This is a genomic window from Microbulbifer sp. MKSA007 (assembly GCA_032615215.1).
GTDB lineage: Bacteria > Pseudomonadota > Gammaproteobacteria > Pseudomonadales > Cellvibrionaceae > Microbulbifer.
In genome coordinates this window covers 1,175,572-1,195,239 of sequence record CP128433.1, presented here as the reverse complement: position 1 = coordinate 1,195,239, position 19,668 = coordinate 1,175,572, and the positions used below count along the sequence as shown (strand labels likewise).

Sequence of the window (19,668 nt, the reverse complement as noted above, 5' to 3'; positions counted from 1 at the left end):
GAAATAGACAAAACCCCTATGAGTGAAAGCGGTACCCTAAGCGCCCTGATCGAGCAGGCTGACTTCAAATTGCGCTGGTTCGATCTGGGCCGGCGCTTGCAGTCGGTTTCGAAATCCACTGCGGCATCCTTCGAAGCAGGTCTGGCTCCCTGGCCACACCCATACTTGCGCCAGGCCTGGACGGGCCTGCTGCTGCAACCAGCCGAAGGCGGTGAACCCATCGTCTGGTTCCTGCGCTTTCCGCTGGACGAGCAGGGCAAGCTGCAACTTCAAGCCCGAGATGGATTACTTCGCGCTCTGGCACAGGAACTCAAGCAGGGACCCGCTTCTGAATCTGCTGCGCAGCTGGACCAGCTGCTGCAGCAAAGTGGCTTGCTGTTTACCCCATCAACTGAGCGGCAGGCAGCATTTCACTCCCAAACAGCGCTTCTGCTGGGCCGCCAGCCCAGCGAACATTACGAGCCTGTCCTGCGCTATTTTGGCGACCCGGAAAATCACCGCTGGGACAACCTTGCGCTGCAAGGGATTGCCGACTTGGCCGTGCGCTGGGAAAAAGAAAGCACTTTGCTAATGCGCCAGATTGGAAAAGTCGCGGCTCCGGTTTTTATTAACATTTGCCATTGCCTGGAAAACCAGCCGGTCGACCACCGTCTTGCAGCAGCCATTATTGAGCGAGCAGAGCAAGAACTGACCGCAAACACGCCGGATATCTCGGTGGCCGCTGCTGCTATCAGGGGTATCTCTCACTCACCAGCCACAGGATTGCGACAGGCATTTATACAGTCACTTTTGGCTGAAGATGCCAGCAACCGGAATAAAGAAGTCCTGGCCGCAATAGGCAGTCGCTGCGTCCAAGATTTGGAAGGACAAGAATTGGCCGCACAGTGGGTTGGCAAGCTGGCCGATGCCGCTGACCAGCAGACTTTTAACTTACTGCTTTCCGATTTAATGTTCATTCCGAAAGTGCGAATCGCCCTATTGAGTGCTCTCCGTGACCCGGCAAGAAAAGAAAGTCTCGCAGTAGCCTTTGGCAATTTTTTGCACGGACCCAAACCGACACACTGAAGGCCTAAAGATAACGCCTCAGCTGGTGCTCCCTCACCCATTAAAGCTACTTTCACGAGTGAGAATTTTTAACAGAAAAAACTCTTACTCGTGAAACCATTTTCTTTGCATCGCAAAAAAACTCCCCAATCCATCAAGCGGCATTGTCAGCCACAATAATAATTCTTAGAGTCTGCCTCAAAACTGGCGAGATCAGTTTCAGCGCGTAGATTAAACAACCGAAATTCACCATAAAAAACGGTCAGCACAAATCACATTTTTTAAAAAACCCCTTATTTAAGTAGTTTTTTAAAATAAATTGGCGCACCTCTTTTCATAACTTGATCATTGACAGACATTTAAACCCAACGCCTATTACACTCAAATAGGCGGTACCTTTGTAGAACAGATTTTACAAAGCTGACCAACAGGTGACGTTTTATTGGCTATGCTAATGGCTAACATCAACGGAAAGGAGTTAGGGGATGAATTTCACTCCAGCCAAGTACTTAATTGGAATTATCAGTGCACTGGTTCTTGCAGGTTGCTGTAGCCCTCCGGCACCTCCAGCTTACTGCCCACCCGGCGCTGAACAAATTCCTCTATCCATGGCTTGTCCTGCAGATGCCGACTGCTGGATGGCTTCCGACAGAGTGCGCTGCATGAAGGTGGTCAAGTAAAATCTTTTTCTTGCCCGACAGCGTGGTGATTCATACTAAATGAAGTTTTGACCAAATCACCGCTGACAGACACCCGATTTACAAAGCCTTATTTAGTATGGATCACCACAAAATGCCGCTCTAACGAGCGGCATTTGTCTTTCCCCACACAGTTCCTTATCTCGAAACATTCCCTGTAATAGACTGTGATGCCCGCGGCGCTGGCCCGGCAAAGAAAATGCCGTTAGCATTGCCGCCCAGAAATAATAAATAAAATTTGATTTGTGTACGTTTTAGCCAAGTGGCAATAAAAAGGCTCAGAAGAGAACAAACCGAATACCATGACTAGTGAAACCCTGGCTTTAAGCCGTGTAGCGGCAATCTCACGGTTGAAGTCCCATTTTGACCAACATAAGTGGTCCTTGAGAGAGCTGTTTGCAACGGATCCCCAAAGGACAGATAAGTTCAGCTCAGACGCAGCCGGAATCTATCTGGATTACAGTAAGAACCACTTGCGTGAAGACACCCTTAAGTTGCTGTTGGAATATGCAGAAGAGCAGGGTCTGAACAACCAAATTACTGCGCTAGTGAACGGGGCCATTGTCAACAATACCGAACACCGCCCTGCCCTGCACACCGCACTGCGATTTCAGGGGCAACCGAAAACTGAACAAGAGCGGGCGGTAAAAGATTGCCGCGAGCAAATGAAACAGTTTGCCGAATCGGTGCACAACCATAGCTGGCGCAGCTTCTCAGATAAACCGATCCGCCATATCGTGAATATCGGTATCGGCGGTTCCGACCTGGGTCCGCGCATGGCGGTAGAGGCCCTCAGTCCTTGGCACAAAGACTCTATCGATGTGCACTTTGTAGCAAATATCGATGGCGCAGACCTTAGCGACACCTTGGCTGGTATCGATGCGGAAGAAACCCTTTTTGTAATTGCTTCCAAGTCCTTTTCCACCTTGGAAACCCGTGAAAATGCGCTGTCCGCACGTCGCTGGATGTTATCTGCCGGTTGCGATGAGTCGCAGTTGGCCAAACACTTTGTTGCGGTGAGCAGTAATATTACTGCTGCTCAGGATTTCGGAATTGCTCCTGAGAATATTTTCCCAATGTGGGATTGGGTGGGTGGTCGCTACTCACTCTGGTCTGCTATCGGCCTGCCAATTGTTCTTGCTTGCGGCTATGAAGTTTTTGAACAGCTTCTGCAAGGCGCCAATGCAATGGACCAGCACTTCGCCACTACTCCACTGGAGTCCAATCTACCCGTACTGATGGCGTTGACCCAGTTCTGGTATCGCCAGTGCTGGCATACGACCAGCCATGTCGTGCTGCCCTACGCGCAGCGCCTGGCCCGATTCCCCGCCTGGTTACAGCAGCTGGATATGGAGAGCCTGGGTAAAAGTGTCGACAAGGACGGGCAGGCGCTGGGCTACCCCAGTGGCAGCGTTATCTGGGGCAGTGAGGGTACGAATGGCCAACACTCTTTCCACCAATTATTGCACCAGGGAACCGACCTTATTCCAGCAGACTTTATCGCAGTCAAGGAACCGACGTCTGAACTCCTCGAACAGCACCGCTGGCTGCAGGCCTGTTGTATTAGCCAGAGCCAGGCGCTACTGCGAGGCAAAAGCCTGCATGAGGCCCGCCAGGAGCTGGAAGAAGCTGGTCACACTCATCGCGAGGCCCACGCCCTAGCCCCACATAAAGTAATCCCTGGTAATCGCTCCAGCAACACCCTGATCCTGGAAAAGTTAGATCCTTTCCACCTGGGCTCGCTCCTGGCACTGTACGAGCACAAGGTCTACGTTGGCGGCTGCCTGCTGGGGATCAACCCCTTTGATCAGTGGGGCGTCGAACTTGGTAAGCAGTTGAGTTCAAAAATCCATAAGGCTGCCAAGGGTGAAATTCCTCAGGATGACTGGGATAGTTCAACCCGCAGCCTGATGAAAAAGCTGCTCTAAACTCTACAAAAAAGGCCGCACTAATTAGTGCGGCCTTTTTTGATCTTTGCTAAGGACATCGTTAACTGGATGCAGAGCCCCGCTTCAGCATTGGCTCAATTAGATCCAGTGGCAACGGAAATACAATTGTAGAGCTGTTATTTGCGCCGGCAATATCAATCATGGTTTGCATATATCGCAAAGTAATCGCGTTGGCATTTTTCGATAATTGATTCGCTGCCTCAGTCAGCTTTAAAGCCGCCTGCGCCTCCCCCTCTGCGTGTATAACTTTAGCCCGCCGCGCGCGCTCCGCCTCTGCCTGCTGTGCGATAGCCCGCACCATACTTTCATCAAGATCGATATGCTTAATCTCTACATTAGTAACTTTTACACCCCAGGCATCTGTTTGCTCATCGAGTATTTTTTGGATATCTACATTTAGCTTGTCTCGCTCACATAACATCTCATCCAGCTCGTGCTTACCCAGTACCGAACGCAATGTAGTTTGCGCTAACTGGCTTACAGCCTCGTGATAAAATTCCACATTAATAATTGCAGACTGTGGATTAATTACCCGGTAATAAACCACTGCGTTGACTTTTACTGAGACATTATCCCTGCTGATAACATCCTGGGTGGGTACGTCCATCACCACAGTGCGCAGATCCACGCGCTCCATAGTTTGAACAATGGGAATGATTATAATCAGTCCTGGCCCTTTCACTGTTTGGAAACGCCCCAGGAAAAATACCACTGCGCGCTCATACTCCCGCAAAATACGAATGGCATACATCAGTAGCAGTATGAGTGCGACTACCAGTATCCCAAAAAATAACTGAGCATCATTGGACTCTCCTTAATCCCACCTTAACTGTTGAGCGCTGTCATTAGCTCAATTGATTGCCCTACCTATTCCACCTCTACCCGTAAAACCATGCCGTGTTGGGCCACTACTCTAACTTTCTGACCCACCTTCAGAGGCTGGTTACAGGTCGCCTGCCAAATCTCTCCATCGAGATGCACCAAGATCTCTGCGTCCTTAACTTCGCTTACCACCGCAGAGCGACCCACAAAAGCCTGGTCTGCCGGGACTTTCGGCTGGCGTAAACTGCGTCCAACAGCGGTCAACAACATCAATAAAAAAACACCACTTACACCGGCAATAGCCCCAATCAGCTGTTTGGAAACCTGCATTCCCGGCACATCACTATCAATAAGCATTACAGAGCCAATCACCAATGCAACAATTCCGCCGATCCCCAGGGCACCAAAACTCGGCATGAAAACCTCTGCCACAATCAGCAATGCGCCAATAATAATTAATGCAAGACCAGCGTAATTAATCGGTAAAACTTGCAAGGCATAAAATGCCAGAAGCAGGCAGATAACACCAACAATCCCGGGAACAAAAGCACCGGGGCTATAACCCTCAAAAATAAGCCCATAAATACCCACCAATAACAAAATATAGGCCACTTGAGGATTGGTAATCAGGGCCAGTAATTCATTGCGCCAATCCGGCTCGTAACTTTCACTTTGCAGCTCGGCAATATTTTCAGGAATCGTATAATCACCGGTATCGAGCAATACTTTTCGACCAGCAACCTGGCGCAATAAATCGTCATCATTATCCGCAACAATATCGATAACATTCATTTTTAACGCTTCCGGAGCCGTCAGGGTCGCGGCCTCGCGTACAGCTTTTTCTGCCCATTCCGCATTGCGCCCATGGCGCTGTGCCAACCCTCGGATAAACGCGACAGAGTCATTAACGACTTTGCGCTCCATGGCTGTTCCAGCAAGCGGTTTTTCTTTTTCTCCATCCTCACCGTCTTCCGCCTTTTCTTTTTTCTCCTCCTGCTTTCCCCCCGGCATAGGTGTGCCCTGAGGTCCGCCAATCTGCACTGGAGTAGCCGCTCCCAAGGTGGTAGCAGGAGCCATAGCGGCGATCTGGCTGGCATAGAGAATATAAGTTCCCGCACTGGCAGCGCGCGCGCCGGAGGGGTAAACGTAGGTGGCAATAGGGATAGGAGACGCAAGGATATGTTGGATGATATCCCGCGAAGCCGCATCCAACCCCCCAGGGGTATCCAGATGCAGAATCACCAACTCTGCGCCCTGGTCCACAGCCTCCTGCGTAGCCCGCTTGAAATAATCAGTCGTCGCGGGACCTATGGCCCCATCAATTTTGAGTATGGCTACATGGGGAAAGGGCTCTTCCTGGGCGGCACTTTTGTACACAAAAAGGCTGAGCAGCAGCGCCAGGAAAACCAGGCTGCGAAAGAACAAAATGGGCGAAATCTGCTTCGACATGCATCCATCCCTGATGCGACATCTGGCTCAACGCCAATATTTGGATATTGAGTGCCACAGCGAAAAAGCAAAATCACTTTAGCATTCACGACACCCTAAACCGGAAACAAAAAACCCCGGCTAATTCCATCAGATTAACAGAATTAGCCGGGGCCTTGTTTATTTCCACCGGGATTTACGCCCAGTTGAGTAGTTTTATACCCGATTGCGTCGGCTATACCAGTTCACATCGCGGGAATATTTATCTACCTGATTCTCAACACCCAGCAACATGGCAAACAGAGCCATACGCACCAGCAAGCCATTGTCGGTCTGGCGGAAAATCGCCAAGCTCGGATGTTCATTCAGGTCGGTATCCAGTTCGTTCGCCTCTGCCCGTGAATCCCGTGGCAGGGGGTGCATAATTACCGTGTTAGGCTCTGCGTGGCGGGTAAAAATAGCCTTATTCAGGCGGAAGCGCCCACGGTAGCGGTTGGCCTCTTCCTGAGAGGCGAAACGCTCTTCCTGGATACGGGTGGAGTAAACAATATCCACATGGGAGATAGAGGATTCAAGCTGATCGGTAACCGTCACCTCGTGCCCCGCCCCGCGCAGCATCTCCACAATCATTTCCGGCATCGCCAGTTCCGGTGGAGAAACCAGGGTAATCTGCACCTTGCCAAACAAACACAGCAGTTTGCACAGGGAGTGCACCGTGCGGCCGTGCTTGAGGTCGCCGATCATGGCGATACGAAAATCATCAAGGGTGCGGCCGTGCGCAGCCAGTTCCTTGCGAATGGTGTAGAGGTCCAACAGTGCCTGGGTGGGGTGTTCATTGGCGCCGTCGCCGCCGTTGACCACCGGCACACGACTCGCTTCAGCAAACTCAGCCACCGACCCTTCTTTTGGGTGGCGCATACAAATCACGTCGCTATAGCCCGATAGCACTCGGGCGGTGTCGTAAAGGGATTCGCCCTTTGCCATAGCGCTGGCAGTAATTCCTACCGTTTCACGTACAGTACCGCCCAACAGATTAAAGGCGGCTCCAAAACTCAGGCGAGTACGAGTGCTCGGCTCCATAAACATATTGCCGAGAATCGCCCCTTCCAATACACGCGTTACCTTTTCACGCTGTGCATAGGGGGTCATGGCGTCAGCTACATCAAATACACGCTCTATGTCGGCGCGCTCAAATTGGCTGACCGACAGTATATTGGCTCCGATAAAGTCCATGGTTACTCCAGTGGTTGCGCCTTGTGGGCGCCGGGTATTCGCGAGCGGCATTCTACTCGGGCACCAGGAAAGAGCCCAGAGGAAGAACGGCCGCTGACGTGATTCGACACATTAGGCAAGTAAGCTATCGCCCCAGTTCTCCAGCTCTGTAATCAGGGAGATGCGCTCCGGGTACTGAACCCGCAGCTCAGACAGCTGGCGGAAGTAATCTTCCAGGGTGATTGAGGCCCCGGCAGTAGCGTCAGTTAAGCGCTGGAAACACCAGATCTGCCAGCGCTGGTGCTCTTCCTCAGACAGGGTCTCGGGGAAATTGCGCGCCCGCATACGGAATAGCAGCTCGGGTAGGCGCTTATCGGTGAAAGGCACTTCACCCGCCAAAGCTTCCGGACCTCGGGCCGCCAGTCCACGGTGCAGTTCACGGCAGATATCGCGGTCAGAGTCGCTGAGGAATCCACCGTAAAGGTCCGCTTCCACATCTCTCTCAGGGAATTCCCGATCCAGGAATACGTTGTGCAGCTTTTCTGTCAAATCGATATCTTTGAGCTTCTGCCAGTTCGCCTCACAGGTTGTGCGATCGATACCCAGCTCAGTGGCGCGCTTGTCATCCAGCATATTTGCAGGCGCCAATACCGGGCACTTGTTCAAATGCACCAGTTTCAGCCCTACCGGCAACTCACCCTCACCCAGCTTGTCGCGAGAGGTGTACAGGCGCTCTCGCAGAGTGTCTGCATCCAGGCTGAGTAATGGCTCGGGGTCCATTGCCAGGTTGGCAACAATAACCGCATTGCGGTTAACCGGGTGACTGGCCAAGGGCATCACATAGGTCAAGTGACCATGATTAGCAGAGACCTTGCCGGAAATATGCAATAGCGGACGGCGCTCGCGCATATCGATCATCTTGGCGGCCTCCTGCTTGCGACGCAGGCGGAACACATAATCGTAAAGCTTTGGTTGCTGTTTGCGGATCAGCCTCGCCATATCAATGGTGGCGTGCACATCCGACAGCGCATCGTGGGCGCCCTCGTGGGAGATCCCATTGGCAGCGGTCAATTCTTCCAGGCGGAAGGACGGCGCACCGTCCTCACGGGTGGGCCACTGGATTCCCTCTGGGCGCAGGGCGTAGGTGAGGCGCACCATGTCAATAATGTCCCAACGGCTGTTGCCGGAGCGCCATTCCCGCTCATAGGGATCGAGCAGATTACGATAAAGGGTGTAGCGAGTTACCTCGTCATCAAAACGCAAGCTGTTGTAGCCCACCCCACAGGTGCCCGGCGCACCCAGTTCGGCGAGGATGCGCTGGATAAACTCTATTTCCGGCACTCCATTGGCCAGGGCTTTCTGCGGGCTAATGCCAGTCACCAGGCTCGCCATCGGCTGTGGCAGGCAATCCACTGAAGGGCGACAGTAAATCATCAATGGCTCGCCGACGATATTCAGTTCTTCGTCGGTCCTGATACCGGCAAACTGCGCCGGCTTGTCGGCACCCGGGTCTGTACCCCAGGTTTCATAATCGTGCCAATAAAGTGTGGTAGAACTCACGGTACCTCCATAATTTGGCGGCATCATACCACCGAGAACCTCCTCGTCTGGACACCCAAGTCGAGATTTCGAGCACTCCGGACCAACTCCTTTGCCAACGCTGGTTGCAAAGCCGCCACCGCCCATTAAAATTCGGCGTTTCCACGAATTTAAGACAGCACTTCACTCTATGAATATTCGCCAGCTCCTCACCGACAAATTCCAGGCCGCCATGCTCGCCGCCGGTATCCCCGAAGAATGCGGCCCGATTGTGGCACCTGCGAAAAAGGCCGGGTTTGGCGACTACCAGGCCAACGGCGCTATGGGCGCTGCCAAGCGCATGGGCACCAACCCGCGCGAGCTGGCTGGCAAGATCCTTGAGCAGCTGGATAAAGGCGATATGATCGAAAAGGTCGAGATCGCAGGCCCTGGCTTCTTAAACATCCATCTGAGTGAACAGTGGCTGAGCCAGCAACTATTGTCCGCCCAAGGCGATAAGCGCCTGAATATCGCCTCGGTTGAAGAGCCCAAGACCGTAGTCATCGACTATTCCCATCCCAACCTGGCCAAAGAAATGCACGTAGGCCACCTGCGCACCACCATTATCGGTGATGCCCTGGCACGACTGCTGGAGTTCCAGGGGCACAAAGTAGTTCGCCAAAATCATATGGGCGACTGGGGCACCCAATTCGGCATGTTGCTGGCACACCTTTCCGACAAGCTGGCAGACAGTGATGCAGAAGTGGCACTGGCCGATCTGGAAGTCTTCTACCGCGAAGCCAAGGTTCGCTTTGATGACGAAGAGGGCTTTGCCGATCGCGCCCGTGAATACGTTGTAAAACTGCAAGGCGGAGATGAGCAGTGCCTGAAACTGTGGAAGCAGTTTATTGATATCTCTATCAGCCACTGCGAAGAAATCTACTCCAAGCTGAATGTCACCCTCAAACAGGAAGACGTTTACGCTGAAAGCCAGTACAACGATGATCTGCCGGTGCTGGTAAAAGAGCTGCTGGATAATGGAATCGCCGTTGAAGACCAGGGCGCGATCGTAGTTTTCCTGGAAGAGATGGCCGATAAGGAAGGCAACCCCAGCCCGATGATTATCCAGAAGAAAGGCGGCGGCTACCTATATGCCACCACCGACCTGGCCGCTATCCGCTACCGCGCCAACCAACTCAGTGCCGACCGTATCCTATATGTTGTTGATGCTCGCCAATCCCTGCACCTACAGCAGGCCTTTGTCGCCTCACGCAAAGCGAGCTTCCTGCCAGAGTCGGTTTCTCTTGAGCATTGCGCTTTTGGCACCATGATGGGCGACGACGGTAAACCATTTAAGACCCGCACCGGCGGCACCGTAAAACTGGCAGCCCTCCTGGATGAAGCAGTAGAGCGTGCAGAGAAACTGGTGGCTGAGAAAAACCCGGAGCTGGATGCAAAAACCTGTGCAGAAATCGCGCGCAAGGTGGGCATCGGCGCGGTGAAATATGCGGACCTAAGCAAGACCCGCACTAACGATTACATCTTCAGCTGGGAATCCATGCTGAGCTTTGAGGGCAATACCGCCCCCTACCTACAGTATGCTTACACCCGCGTACGCAGTATTTTCCGTAAAGCCGGTATTGAGCCGAGTGAGCTCAAGGGCGATATCCAACTGGAAAGCCCACAGGAACGCTCCCTGGCAATTAAACTAAGCCAATTTGGCGAAGTACTGGACCAGGTAGCCAAAGATACCTTCCCGCACGTACTCTGCACCTACTTGTACGAACTGGCGAGTGCCTATATGAGCTTCTACGAAGCCTGCCCAGTACTGAAAGAAGGCGTAAGTGAACAGCAGAAGCACAGCCGCTTACAATTATGTAATCTAGTGGCCAGCACTATCGCTACTGGCCTCGACCTGCTTGGCATTGAAGTGATGGAGCAGATGTAAATTGCTCCAGCCCGGTATCACCTTCTGTAACTTTTCAGATAGGCAAACCGGGCAGCACCCGGGTAGGCGGCCTTCAGTTGTGGCCTACCCAACCATCCTGCACCATCTTTTATCCCACTCAGGCCACACGTTTCCCGCCAGCCTGACAAAAGGAAATCACCCGTGAAAATACTGATTACCGGCGCCTCCGGCCTATTGGGGCGCAGTGTATTTAAACAGCTTTCCAACAATCCGGTTTTTTCTGTTACCGGTACCGCCTTTTCCCGCGCGGGAGAAAATTTAATTCGCCTGGACTTGTCCGATAGCGAAGCGGTAAAGACCTGCCTGCAACAGGTTAATCCCGATATTGTCATTCACTGCGCCGCCGAGCGCTGGCCTGATCGCTGCGCCGACAGCCCCGACACCGCCTGGCAGCTCAATGTCAGCAGCACAGAATTCCTGGCGAAATACTGTAACGAAAACGATACACAATTAGTGTATATCAGCACCGACTATGTTTTTGATGGCAGCACCCCGCCCTACAAAGCTGATGACAATCCCAACCCGGTTAACTTCTATGGCCGCAGTAAATTGGCAGGGGAAGAGGCGGTACTGAATAACGGCAACCACTGGGTATTGAGGTTGCCCTGGTTATTCGGGCCCGTTGCCTATCTGGAGGAATCCGGTATCACCGCCCTACTGGATACTTTGCGCGAGCAAAAGCCAGTCACGTTGGATCACTGGGCTATTCGTTTTCCCACCAGTGTTGAGGAAGTGGCTGAAGTACTGGAGCAATGCCTGCTAAAAATTCGTAGTGGTATGAATTTTGAAGGCATTTACCAGTGGAGTGGCGATACGGCCTGCACACGCTACGAACTCGCACACATTATTGCCAAGGCTTGCAACCTGAATGCCGAACACCTGAGCGCTGAAAGTGAACCCAATTTTACAGTGCCACGCCCTTACAATTGCCAGCTGGATAAATCAAAACTGACAGGTATGGGAATTAGCGGTAGTGAACCCCTGGAGCAACAGCTATTACGAAATTTAAAGCCATTTATTGAAGGCTGATTTAAACAGCTTTCAGACAAAGCGCTACAGGGAAGTATCGCTGCCGGCCATGTTCCGGCTCACACCTGTGTAATACCGTTAACTCATACAACAAACGGTGCTACAAGGTGGCAATCGAGTAGATCAGGGAGGAGCTATTGGATTGCCGAGTAAAACCACTCGAATATTTAGGGAAGGATAAATGAAATTAAAACACTGGTTCTCTGTAGGAGCTCTGGTACTGGGCAGCCTAACCACATTGGCTTCTTGCAATGCGGATAGCGGACCTCACAGCAAGAAACCACACCAGGCCATCAAGATCGAGAACGCCCAACCCATTATCTGGATTGGCGACTTCAATAACTTTGACGATGCCGTAGCACTGATGCTAATCGCCAAAGACCCACGCTATACCCTGGAGCTGGCTGTCGTTGAGGACTCTTTCAATACCGTAGCGCACGGGGCCAACACTGTTTACAACATCCTCGAATGGCTGGGAAATAACGATACCCAGGTTATTCGCGGAGCCTATTTTGCCACAGAAGAAGTCGCCTACGGCGCAAACGGCAAAGCTTCAGTATCTCCAGTGAATGACGATAAGGCCGTTCTCGGCAGAGAAGACTACCAACTACCCAACTCCTCCGATTTCTCCACCGGCACCTGGAACCTGGAGCGCCGCAACGCCATGGGTATCAATCTCTACGGCCAGTATGTACCCGGCCCCTGGCGTGACAACGGCTCCACCTTGTATGGAACTGACCACCTAATCCCGCGCGCAAAACAGGAGCACTACCGCTACCAAGGTAACAATGGTGTCTCCTTCAATTTTGAGCTGGCCGAAGACATTATCCTGGAAACGATGGATAACCTGGAGCAACGCCCAGTAGTTTTCAACACCGGCAAACTCACCACCCTGGCCCGGGTACTTGGCAAAGCCAACGAAGAGCAGCTAGCTAAAATTGACCGCGTTATTATGATGGGTGGTGGCTTTGAGAATTATGAGCCGTTTACTGAGAATCACGAAGCAGCCTGCTTTGGCGATAAATCTAGAAATCTGGGCGGTAATATTTTCTCCCACCCCAGCTTTGGCTGTGACAGCGACTTCAGTACCCATCAGGAATTCAATATTCTGCTCGACCCACTGAGCGCACAATGGGCCTTCGACGCCCTGAGTAAAAATAATATTGAAACCTATCTGGTTCCGACCAACTCAACCGATATGGCCAAAGTACAAGGCAGCACCATCGAAGCCCTCGCAGAGCGCCGCGCAACTCCGGAAGCCTGCTACACCTCCCAACTCCTCAGTTCCATTCGTGAATTTGAGGGTGGAGATTTCCAGGGTAATGGTGACTTCGCCATGGATGCCGTTATTCGCCTGTGGGATATTATTGCTGCGCTGGTACTACTGGAGCCTGAAACCTTGGAAATGGAATTAGTGCCCGGCTATATCACCGTCGATCAACTAGATGCAGGCCTAGCCGATAGCACAACACCTTATGATCCGATTACCTTTGACCCAACAGTAGGGAAGACTACTTTTTCTGAGACCGGTGAGGGCTTGGCAGTAAATGTGGTTATGGGTATAAACCACGATGCTGCGCGCTCAGCGATGATTGAGCGCTTGCGTGACCGCTTTAATGCTGCGCGGAAGGGACCTAGATGTATGAATAAATTAAACTAACTACTACTGCAACTAGTAAAAGAGAACCTCTTAAATAATTTCTTCAGAAACTGAAATTTTAGAAGGTTCTCTTTTCAAAAAACATCGATAAACACACCAAATTGCAACAACTTAATTCAAATAAATTATATTGATATCGACTATTGAATATCTCACTCATATCCCCCCCGATATCTAATCGAATAATTTATTTTAAATTCTCATATATATGCTCCACATCCCTATCTTTGATTAACTGCTTACGCTCAGTTTGAGCATATACTATGTCGCTAGCAATCCCTATGCCATCAAGATAGAGAATCGTTCATACAGCGCCAAAACTTCATTACCGAACAATCTAAAATACATATCCCCAAAAACCCTAACTTCACTCCTCACAGCAACGACTGCAAACTTTATTTAAAGTTAACATTTCATATATCTAGAAAACATCGATAAAACACGAACAAACTTCTTAATTAGAATTACCACCCATACAGCCAACGCTACTATAAAAGAAAAGCCAATCAAAATAATTCTCAACCCCAACCCACTTTAAAACCCCCAACAACAACACTCCAAAAAATTTACCTGAAATCATCATAAAAACATCGAACACACAAACAACAACCTCCCCCTACAAATTTAAAATCAGAGAAAAAACGAACTATTTACACGCTTCCGAACTGAAAAAAGCGCAATCACAAAAAACAAAAACCGTCCCCATCAGACTCCTATCAAATAAATAATCGCCATAAAATCTGCTACCAATATTGCAAGTACCTTTTTGTTGATGCACAAAAACATTTTTGATAACTTCCCAGCGCAGTATTGTAGTGACAGACATGCACGGAAGTTGGCACTATGAAAAATGCAAATTATTCTAACAACTTAGCCACATTTACCACCTCACCAATGCTTCAACATTGGCAGACGAAACATAATAAATTTCAATCTAAACAACACACATCCCGCCAGCCTTTTCATTATAAGCCAGCTATAGAGAATCATTTTCCACAGCTAAAACCTTTTGATCTTCATTACACGATATTAATTCAGTCACCTACCCTAACCCTCTTAACAAAATATAATTTACTAACTTGAAAACTTAAAAATAACTACTAATTCAAGACGCACATCACTTACAGAATAAATAATAAAATTTCATATTCACAACATATGAAAGGTCATCCAAGAAGGGTATAAACCAGACAACAACCAAAGCTATCACTTTTTACAATGATCGTTAATAAAAAATAAAAATGGAATACTGATGATGGAAATCAATGAAATCGTTAACTCACAGAATATCAAAAGTGAGAATTTCAATTCAAAAGCACGATCCGTCTATAGCTGCTTAGAAAAGCAAATCAATATAAACCCAAATAAAACAGCTCTCATATATCAAGGGATTAGTATTAGTTATCAAGAGCTTGATGAGCGCTCAAAATCACTTTCAACCTTAATCAGCCAGGCGCTAGCTAAAGAAGACAACTCAAAAGAAAATTTAGTTGCACTGTATTTAGATCGAGGCTTGGACATGGTAATTGCCATGCTGGCAGTAATAAAGGCTGGTGCTGCCTATGTTCCAATCTCTACAGAGTATCCACGGGAGAGAGCATTATACATTTTTCAGGATACCAAAACCAAAGTGGTTGTAACTCAGGCTCATCATAAATTTCAACTGACAAGCTGGCTAAACTCAAATCATAACTCGCCAATCTTACTCATTTCTGACGATAAAGATACTATTAAAACCAGCCCTTCATTGGAGGAAGTAAATCAGAACTGCCTTAATGATCTTGCCTACGTACTATACACATCTGGAACAACGGGCAAGCCTAAGGGGGTTATGATCACTCATCAGAATATTCTTCACCTCGCTTCGGCGCAAATTGAAAGGTTTTCACTGGAAAATTTTCAAAGGACTTTACAGTTTGCATCTTATGTTTTTGATGCCAGTGTATTCGAGATATTTGCCAGTCTATTTTTGGGCCAAACGATTTATATTGCTAATGAAGAAGAACGTAAAGACCACAATAAACTTGCAAACTTAATCCGAGACAATCAAATACAGTTTGCCACTTTACCACCATCACTATTAGCGTTGTTACCCGAAGAAAAACTTCACTCCTTGCAAAGCATTGTTGTTGCCGGTGAAGCACCATCCATTAATATGATGCAAAAGCTCAACAAGCAAAGCAAGATTTTCAATGCCTATGGACCAACAGAGACTACTGTGTGCGCTACCGCACACCTTTTTACGCATGGGGATTCGGCAAACAATATCGGCAAAGCGTTAAAGAATACTAAAGCTTGGGTGTTGGATAGCAATTTACAGCAGGTGGCCATCGGAGATATTGGGGAACTATATCTTGGCGGTACAGGCATTGCCCGTGGCTACTGGAGAAAACCAGAATTAACAGCCGAAAAATTTATCAGCGGTAGTTTACTACCATCGAAAATTAGCCGCGACGGATATAAACGCATATACCAAACAGGAGATTTAGTTCGACGTCTCCAAGGAGACGAATTTGAGTTTATAGGTAGGAATGACTCGCAAGTAAAAATACGAGGCCACCGAATAGAGCTTTCGGAAATTGAAAATTGCCTAAAAACTCTAAATGGCATTGCCTTGGCATGCGTACTTGCAAGCGATACAGGAAACAAAAAATCGCTGTATGCATATGCAGTACTCAAGCAAGAATTCTCGTTGGATATACAACAGCTCGAATCACACCTAAAGGCACATTTGCCACTTCACATGGTACCTGAGCATTTTCTAATTCTACCTGAGCTTCCGCTGACAGAGAATGGAAAAATAGATAAATCGATTTTATTATCTATGGCAACACACGATCCATCTGCGATGATGGATGTGAATCTTAATTCTGAACAGGCGACGTTTCTAGTCTTGATAAGTAAATACACAGCGTTACCTTTGGCATGGAAAGAAGACTTCTTTGCCGCTGGTGGCGACTCAATCTCAGCTATTCGATTATGTTCAAAACTCGCCAGAGAAGCATCTGTAAATATTCCAGTTGAGTTAATTTATACAGAGCGCACACCTGAAAATATCTGGCAGCAATTACCTCGCTGCCAGCAAAGTTTCAGTATCAACACCAGGGATAATAAATATCGGACTATTTCACCTTTATCCTCACAGCAGCGAGCCATATGGTTTTTGACAAAATCCAACCCAGGAAATAGAGCATATCATGCAAAGAGTAAGTTGATTCTAAAAGGTGAAATCGATCCAGACATTCTTGCTCACTCTATCCAGGATGTAGTCGATGCACATGAGATTTACCGAACGTCCTATTCTTTGGAGGAACCCTGCCAATACATCCATGAAAGCTACCAAGTTGAGATAGCCAGATATGATTTTAGTTCCATGAATTATCAACAGGCTCAACAGCAAGTTGACTATTTAATAGCAGAAGGACTGAATCAGGTATTCGACATTACCCAACTACCTTTGGTACGCTGGGGATTAGTAAAATTAACAGACAAAGAACATATTCTTGTTCACATTGAATACCACCTTGTCCATGATGGCTGGTCCTCAAATATATTTCTTGAGCATTTATTCTCCTGCTATAAGCAAAGACTCGAGGGCAGAAAAAAACAACTCTTAATCATGTTGGGCAGTACGCCGACTTTGCTGTTTTTCAAAACAATTGGCTAACGAGCGAAGCAGCTGAAAAACAGAAGCTATTCTGGTATAAAAAACTCAAAGATGCCCCAACTAAAATCAATTTACCTCAGACCGCCGCAGGAGATTTAAAGGGAGGAGATACTAAAAAAATGAAGATCCCTCGGAATTTCTGGCATGAAATACAAAATTATTGTCAGAAACAGGGAGTAACGCCATTTTCCTTTATGTTGGCGGCCGTCAACTTAGTATTATCTCGGTACTCCGGCGATACCGATATTTGCGTCGGCACTGGTACTGCGAACCGTAATTATCAAGGAGTAGAAAATACTATCGGAATGATGGTGGCAACCAATGTTGCAAGAATAAAACAAAACTCAAAACAAGGAATTAATAATTTTATTCATACCTGCTTTGATACGATACAAGAAATACAAAAAAATCAGGAACTTCCATTTGAAACTGTTGTTGATTTGGTAAATCCTGAACGCATCAAAGGACTAAATCCGTTATTTCAGGTCTGCTTTAGTTTTCATGATTCTCCCTTACCGAAAATGACATTACCTGGCATCTCAGAGATACAATTGGTCGAAGCCATCGGCAGCAAATCCGCAAAATTCGATTTAAATATTGTGGTTATCCCGAGGATGGGGCAGGAAGGCAGTGGTGATCCCGTTACCGTACTATGGGAGTTCAATCAGGAACGACATGCCCCTTGGTTTATTCAGAATATGATGGCCTCATTTAAGTCTGTAATGACACAAATCCTGCAGGGGGATGCCAGTAAAATATCGGATTTAGTGATAGCTGATACTAAATTGAATCAACAAATTGCCAGATGGAATAATACCGATACCGAATATTCAGCGACCAGAACTTTGGTTGAATTATTTGAATCCCAGGTAAGTAAAGCCCCCCAAAATACAGCCCTGGTATATCAGGATAGTGTTATCAGCTATCAGGAGCTTAATAAGAAGGCTAATCAACTTGCCCAGGTTATTCTCACTCAGTATCGAGCTCAAACCGGCCATGAGTTAATGGCAGATACAATAGTAGCGTTGTATTTAGATCGCAGCCTGGAAATGATTATTAGTATGTTAGCCGTTTTAAAAGTTGGCGGAGCCTATTTACCCATCTCTCCAGAATACCCAGAGCAACGTACTCAATTTATTTTTAAAGACAGTCAAGCTCCGATTATTTTGACGCAACGGCACCACTTTACTGCTATTGATAAAAAACTATCAGAATTTAAAAATGTTCCATTACTTATTTCTGTTGATATACCTGAATTGCTATCCACTCAATCGTCAGCATCTCCCGCCATTAAGCTAGATCCCAGAGCTCTTGCATATGTGATTTACACCTCCGGCACTACAGGAAAACCCAAGGGGGTGATGATAGAGCATCAAAGCGTAGTAAATCTGACTCAATATATGATCAAAAGTCATCAGTTGAATACTGAAAAACGGATCTTACAGTTCTCCAACTATGTTTTTGATGCCAGTGTTTTTGAAATATTTCCAGCACTTTTATCTGGCTCGGAACTCCATATTGCTTCGGATGAATGTAGAGTTGAGAGTGAAAGGCTAATTTCATATATCACTGAGAATAATATTAACCAAGCATTTATTCCAACTGCAATACTCAATGAAATTGCAGAAGAACTAAGAAATTCCACATTAACATTAGTCCACACAGGTGGTGACAATTTAAGTCCATTAGCAGTATTGCCTGCCGAGTTCACATTTAATGAATATGGCCCGACAGAGGCCACGGTATGTGTGACACAACAAAAAATAGAGAAGCCTGACCAAATAAACATAGGAAAACCAATCGATAATGTGAGGCTTTATGTATTAAATGAATATGGACATTATTCACCTGTTGGTGTTATTGGCGAATTATATATAGGTGGAGCTTGCCTGGCTCGCGGATATTTAAATAGAGAAACCTTAACGCAACAGCGATTTATTCCCAACTATTTTGCAACACAGGAAGATCTCGATAGAGGTTACGATAGATTATATAAAACTGGTGATTTAGTCCGCTGGTTACCTGACGGTTCTCTAGAGTATTTTGGCCGTAACGACAGCCAAATAAAAATCCGTGGTTATCGAATAGAAACAAGCGAAATCGAAAACATCTTGTGCACTCACCCTGAAATAAAACAGGCAGTTGTTATTAAACGGGAGTTAAAGGGTAATCAAGTCTTGGCAGCCTATTTGGTTTCAACACATGATGTAGTACTGGATTGCGACGCAATAAAGTCATTTCTACAGTCGAGCCTACCAAATTATATGGTGCCTGATTCATATAATTTAATAGATGTCATCCCCCTTAATATCAATGGAAAATTTGACCCCAATCTGTTACCTGAGCCAGAAATGGTCACCCAGCATAATTACGAAGCACCAAGAAATGAGCTTGAACGACATTTATGTACAGTTTGGCAAGAAGTCTTGAAGCTGGACAAGGTCGGGATTGAGGATAACTTCTTTCGTATCGGTGGCAATTCTATCAATGCAGTAAAGCTCACAGCTGTCAGCCGAAAGTTAAACGGGATAGATATTCCCTTACGCCTATTATTAGAGCACAGCACCGTTGCCAGATTAGCACTTGCATTAAAAAACCAACAAAGCATGGTCATTCCCAAGCTGGCTGATAAGCCTACAGCTAATAATCAGTTAGTAATGGAGATTTAGTTG

The 19,668-nt window shown here is 47.8% G+C and carries 13 protein-coding genes and 1 pseudogene; 9 read left to right on the top strand and 5 right to left on the bottom strand.

The features are described from left to right. The first annotated feature begins 18 nt into the window (after positions 1-18). The 3 genes from QT397_08035 to pgi all read left to right on the top strand — a co-directional run bounded on the left by QT397_08035 (position 19) and on the right by pgi (position 3,670). Positions 19-1,065, top strand: coding sequence for a DUF3549 family protein (locus tag QT397_08035; protein ID WNZ57276.1), 1,047 nt, complete (start codon positions 19-21; stop codon positions 1,063-1,065). Positions 1,066-1,529: 464 nt separating this feature from the next. Beyond that, positions 1,530-1,724 carry a hypothetical protein gene (locus tag QT397_08030; GenBank protein ID WNZ57275.1) on the top strand — a complete coding sequence of 65 codons (195 nt, stop codon included), beginning with the start codon at positions 1,530-1,532 and terminating at the stop codon, positions 1,722-1,724. 320 nt (positions 1,725-2,044) lie between these two features. After that, entirely contained in the window at positions 2,045-3,670 is a 1,626-nt protein-coding gene (gene pgi, locus QT397_08025; protein WNZ57274.1) for a glucose-6-phosphate isomerase, read from the top strand. Positions 3,671-3,731: 61 nt separating this feature from the next. Here the strand turns inward: pgi and QT397_08020 are convergent, their stop codons facing one another. The 4 genes from QT397_08020 to sbcB form a co-directional block, all read right to left on the bottom strand. Further along, positions 3,732-4,442 carry a slipin family protein gene (locus QT397_08020; protein ID WNZ57273.1) on the bottom strand — a complete coding sequence of 237 codons (711 nt, stop codon included), beginning with the start codon at positions 4,440-4,442 and terminating at the stop codon, positions 3,732-3,734. A 116-nt stretch (positions 4,443-4,558) separates the two neighbouring features. Next, positions 4,559-5,962, bottom strand: a complete 1,404-nt coding sequence (locus tag QT397_08015) for a nodulation protein NfeD (protein WNZ57272.1) — start codon at positions 5,960-5,962, stop codon at positions 4,559-4,561. 195 nt (positions 5,963-6,157) lie between these two features. Next, positions 6,158-7,174 carry an aspartate carbamoyltransferase gene (locus QT397_08010; protein ID WNZ58521.1) on the bottom strand — a complete coding sequence of 339 codons (1,017 nt, stop codon included), beginning with the start codon at positions 7,172-7,174 and terminating at the stop codon, positions 6,158-6,160. Positions 7,175-7,285: 111 nt separating this feature from the next. Next, positions 7,286-8,737 (bottom strand): exodeoxyribonuclease I, encoded by a 1,452-nt coding sequence (gene sbcB / locus QT397_08005; protein ID WNZ58520.1) that lies wholly within the window; start codon positions 8,735-8,737, stop codon positions 7,286-7,288. 145 nt (positions 8,738-8,882) lie between these two features. On the opposite strand from sbcB, the gene argS reads away from it, so the two are divergent. The 3 genes from argS (at position 8,883) to QT397_07990 (ending at position 13,329) form a co-directional block, all read left to right on the top strand. Next, positions 8,883-10,619, top strand: coding sequence for an arginine--tRNA ligase (gene argS / locus QT397_08000; GenBank protein WNZ57271.1), 1,737 nt, complete (start codon positions 8,883-8,885; stop codon positions 10,617-10,619). Positions 10,620-10,781: 162 nt separating this feature from the next. Next, the gene (locus QT397_07995) at positions 10,782-11,669 is read left to right on the top strand and encodes an SDR family oxidoreductase (GenBank protein WNZ57270.1); all 888 of its coding nucleotides are present in this window, start codon (positions 10,782-10,784) and stop codon (positions 11,667-11,669) included. A 181-nt stretch (positions 11,670-11,850) separates the two neighbouring features. Then, on the top strand, positions 11,851-13,329 hold the full coding sequence (locus QT397_07990; GenBank protein WNZ57269.1) for a nucleoside hydrolase: 1,479 nt from the start codon (positions 11,851-11,853) through the stop codon (positions 13,327-13,329). A 454-nt stretch (positions 13,330-13,783) separates the two neighbouring features. Here the strand turns inward: QT397_07990 and QT397_07985 are convergent, their stop codons facing one another. Beyond that, positions 13,784-13,927 carry a hypothetical protein gene (locus QT397_07985; protein ID WNZ57268.1) on the bottom strand — a complete coding sequence of 48 codons (144 nt, stop codon included), beginning with the start codon at positions 13,925-13,927 and terminating at the stop codon, positions 13,784-13,786. Positions 13,928-14,584: 657 nt separating this feature from the next. Here QT397_07985 and QT397_07980 point away from each other — a divergent pair. From QT397_07980 to QT397_07970, 3 genes and pseudogenes are all read left to right on the top strand, one after another. Further along, positions 14,585-16,996, top strand: a complete 2,412-nt coding sequence (locus QT397_07980; protein ID WNZ58519.1) for an amino acid adenylation domain-containing protein — start codon at positions 14,585-14,587, stop codon at positions 16,994-16,996. After that, positions 16,987-17,736, top strand: a pseudogene (locus QT397_07975) (condensation domain-containing protein). Before QT397_07980 ends, QT397_07975 begins: the two are co-directional and overlap by 10 nt. Beyond that, a complete protein-coding gene (locus tag QT397_07970) occupies positions 17,719-19,665 on the top strand; it encodes a non-ribosomal peptide synthetase (GenBank protein WNZ58518.1) in 1,947 nt (648 codons plus the stop codon). Before QT397_07975 ends, QT397_07970 begins: the two are co-directional and overlap by 18 nt. Positions 19,666-19,668: the final 3 nt, after the last annotated feature.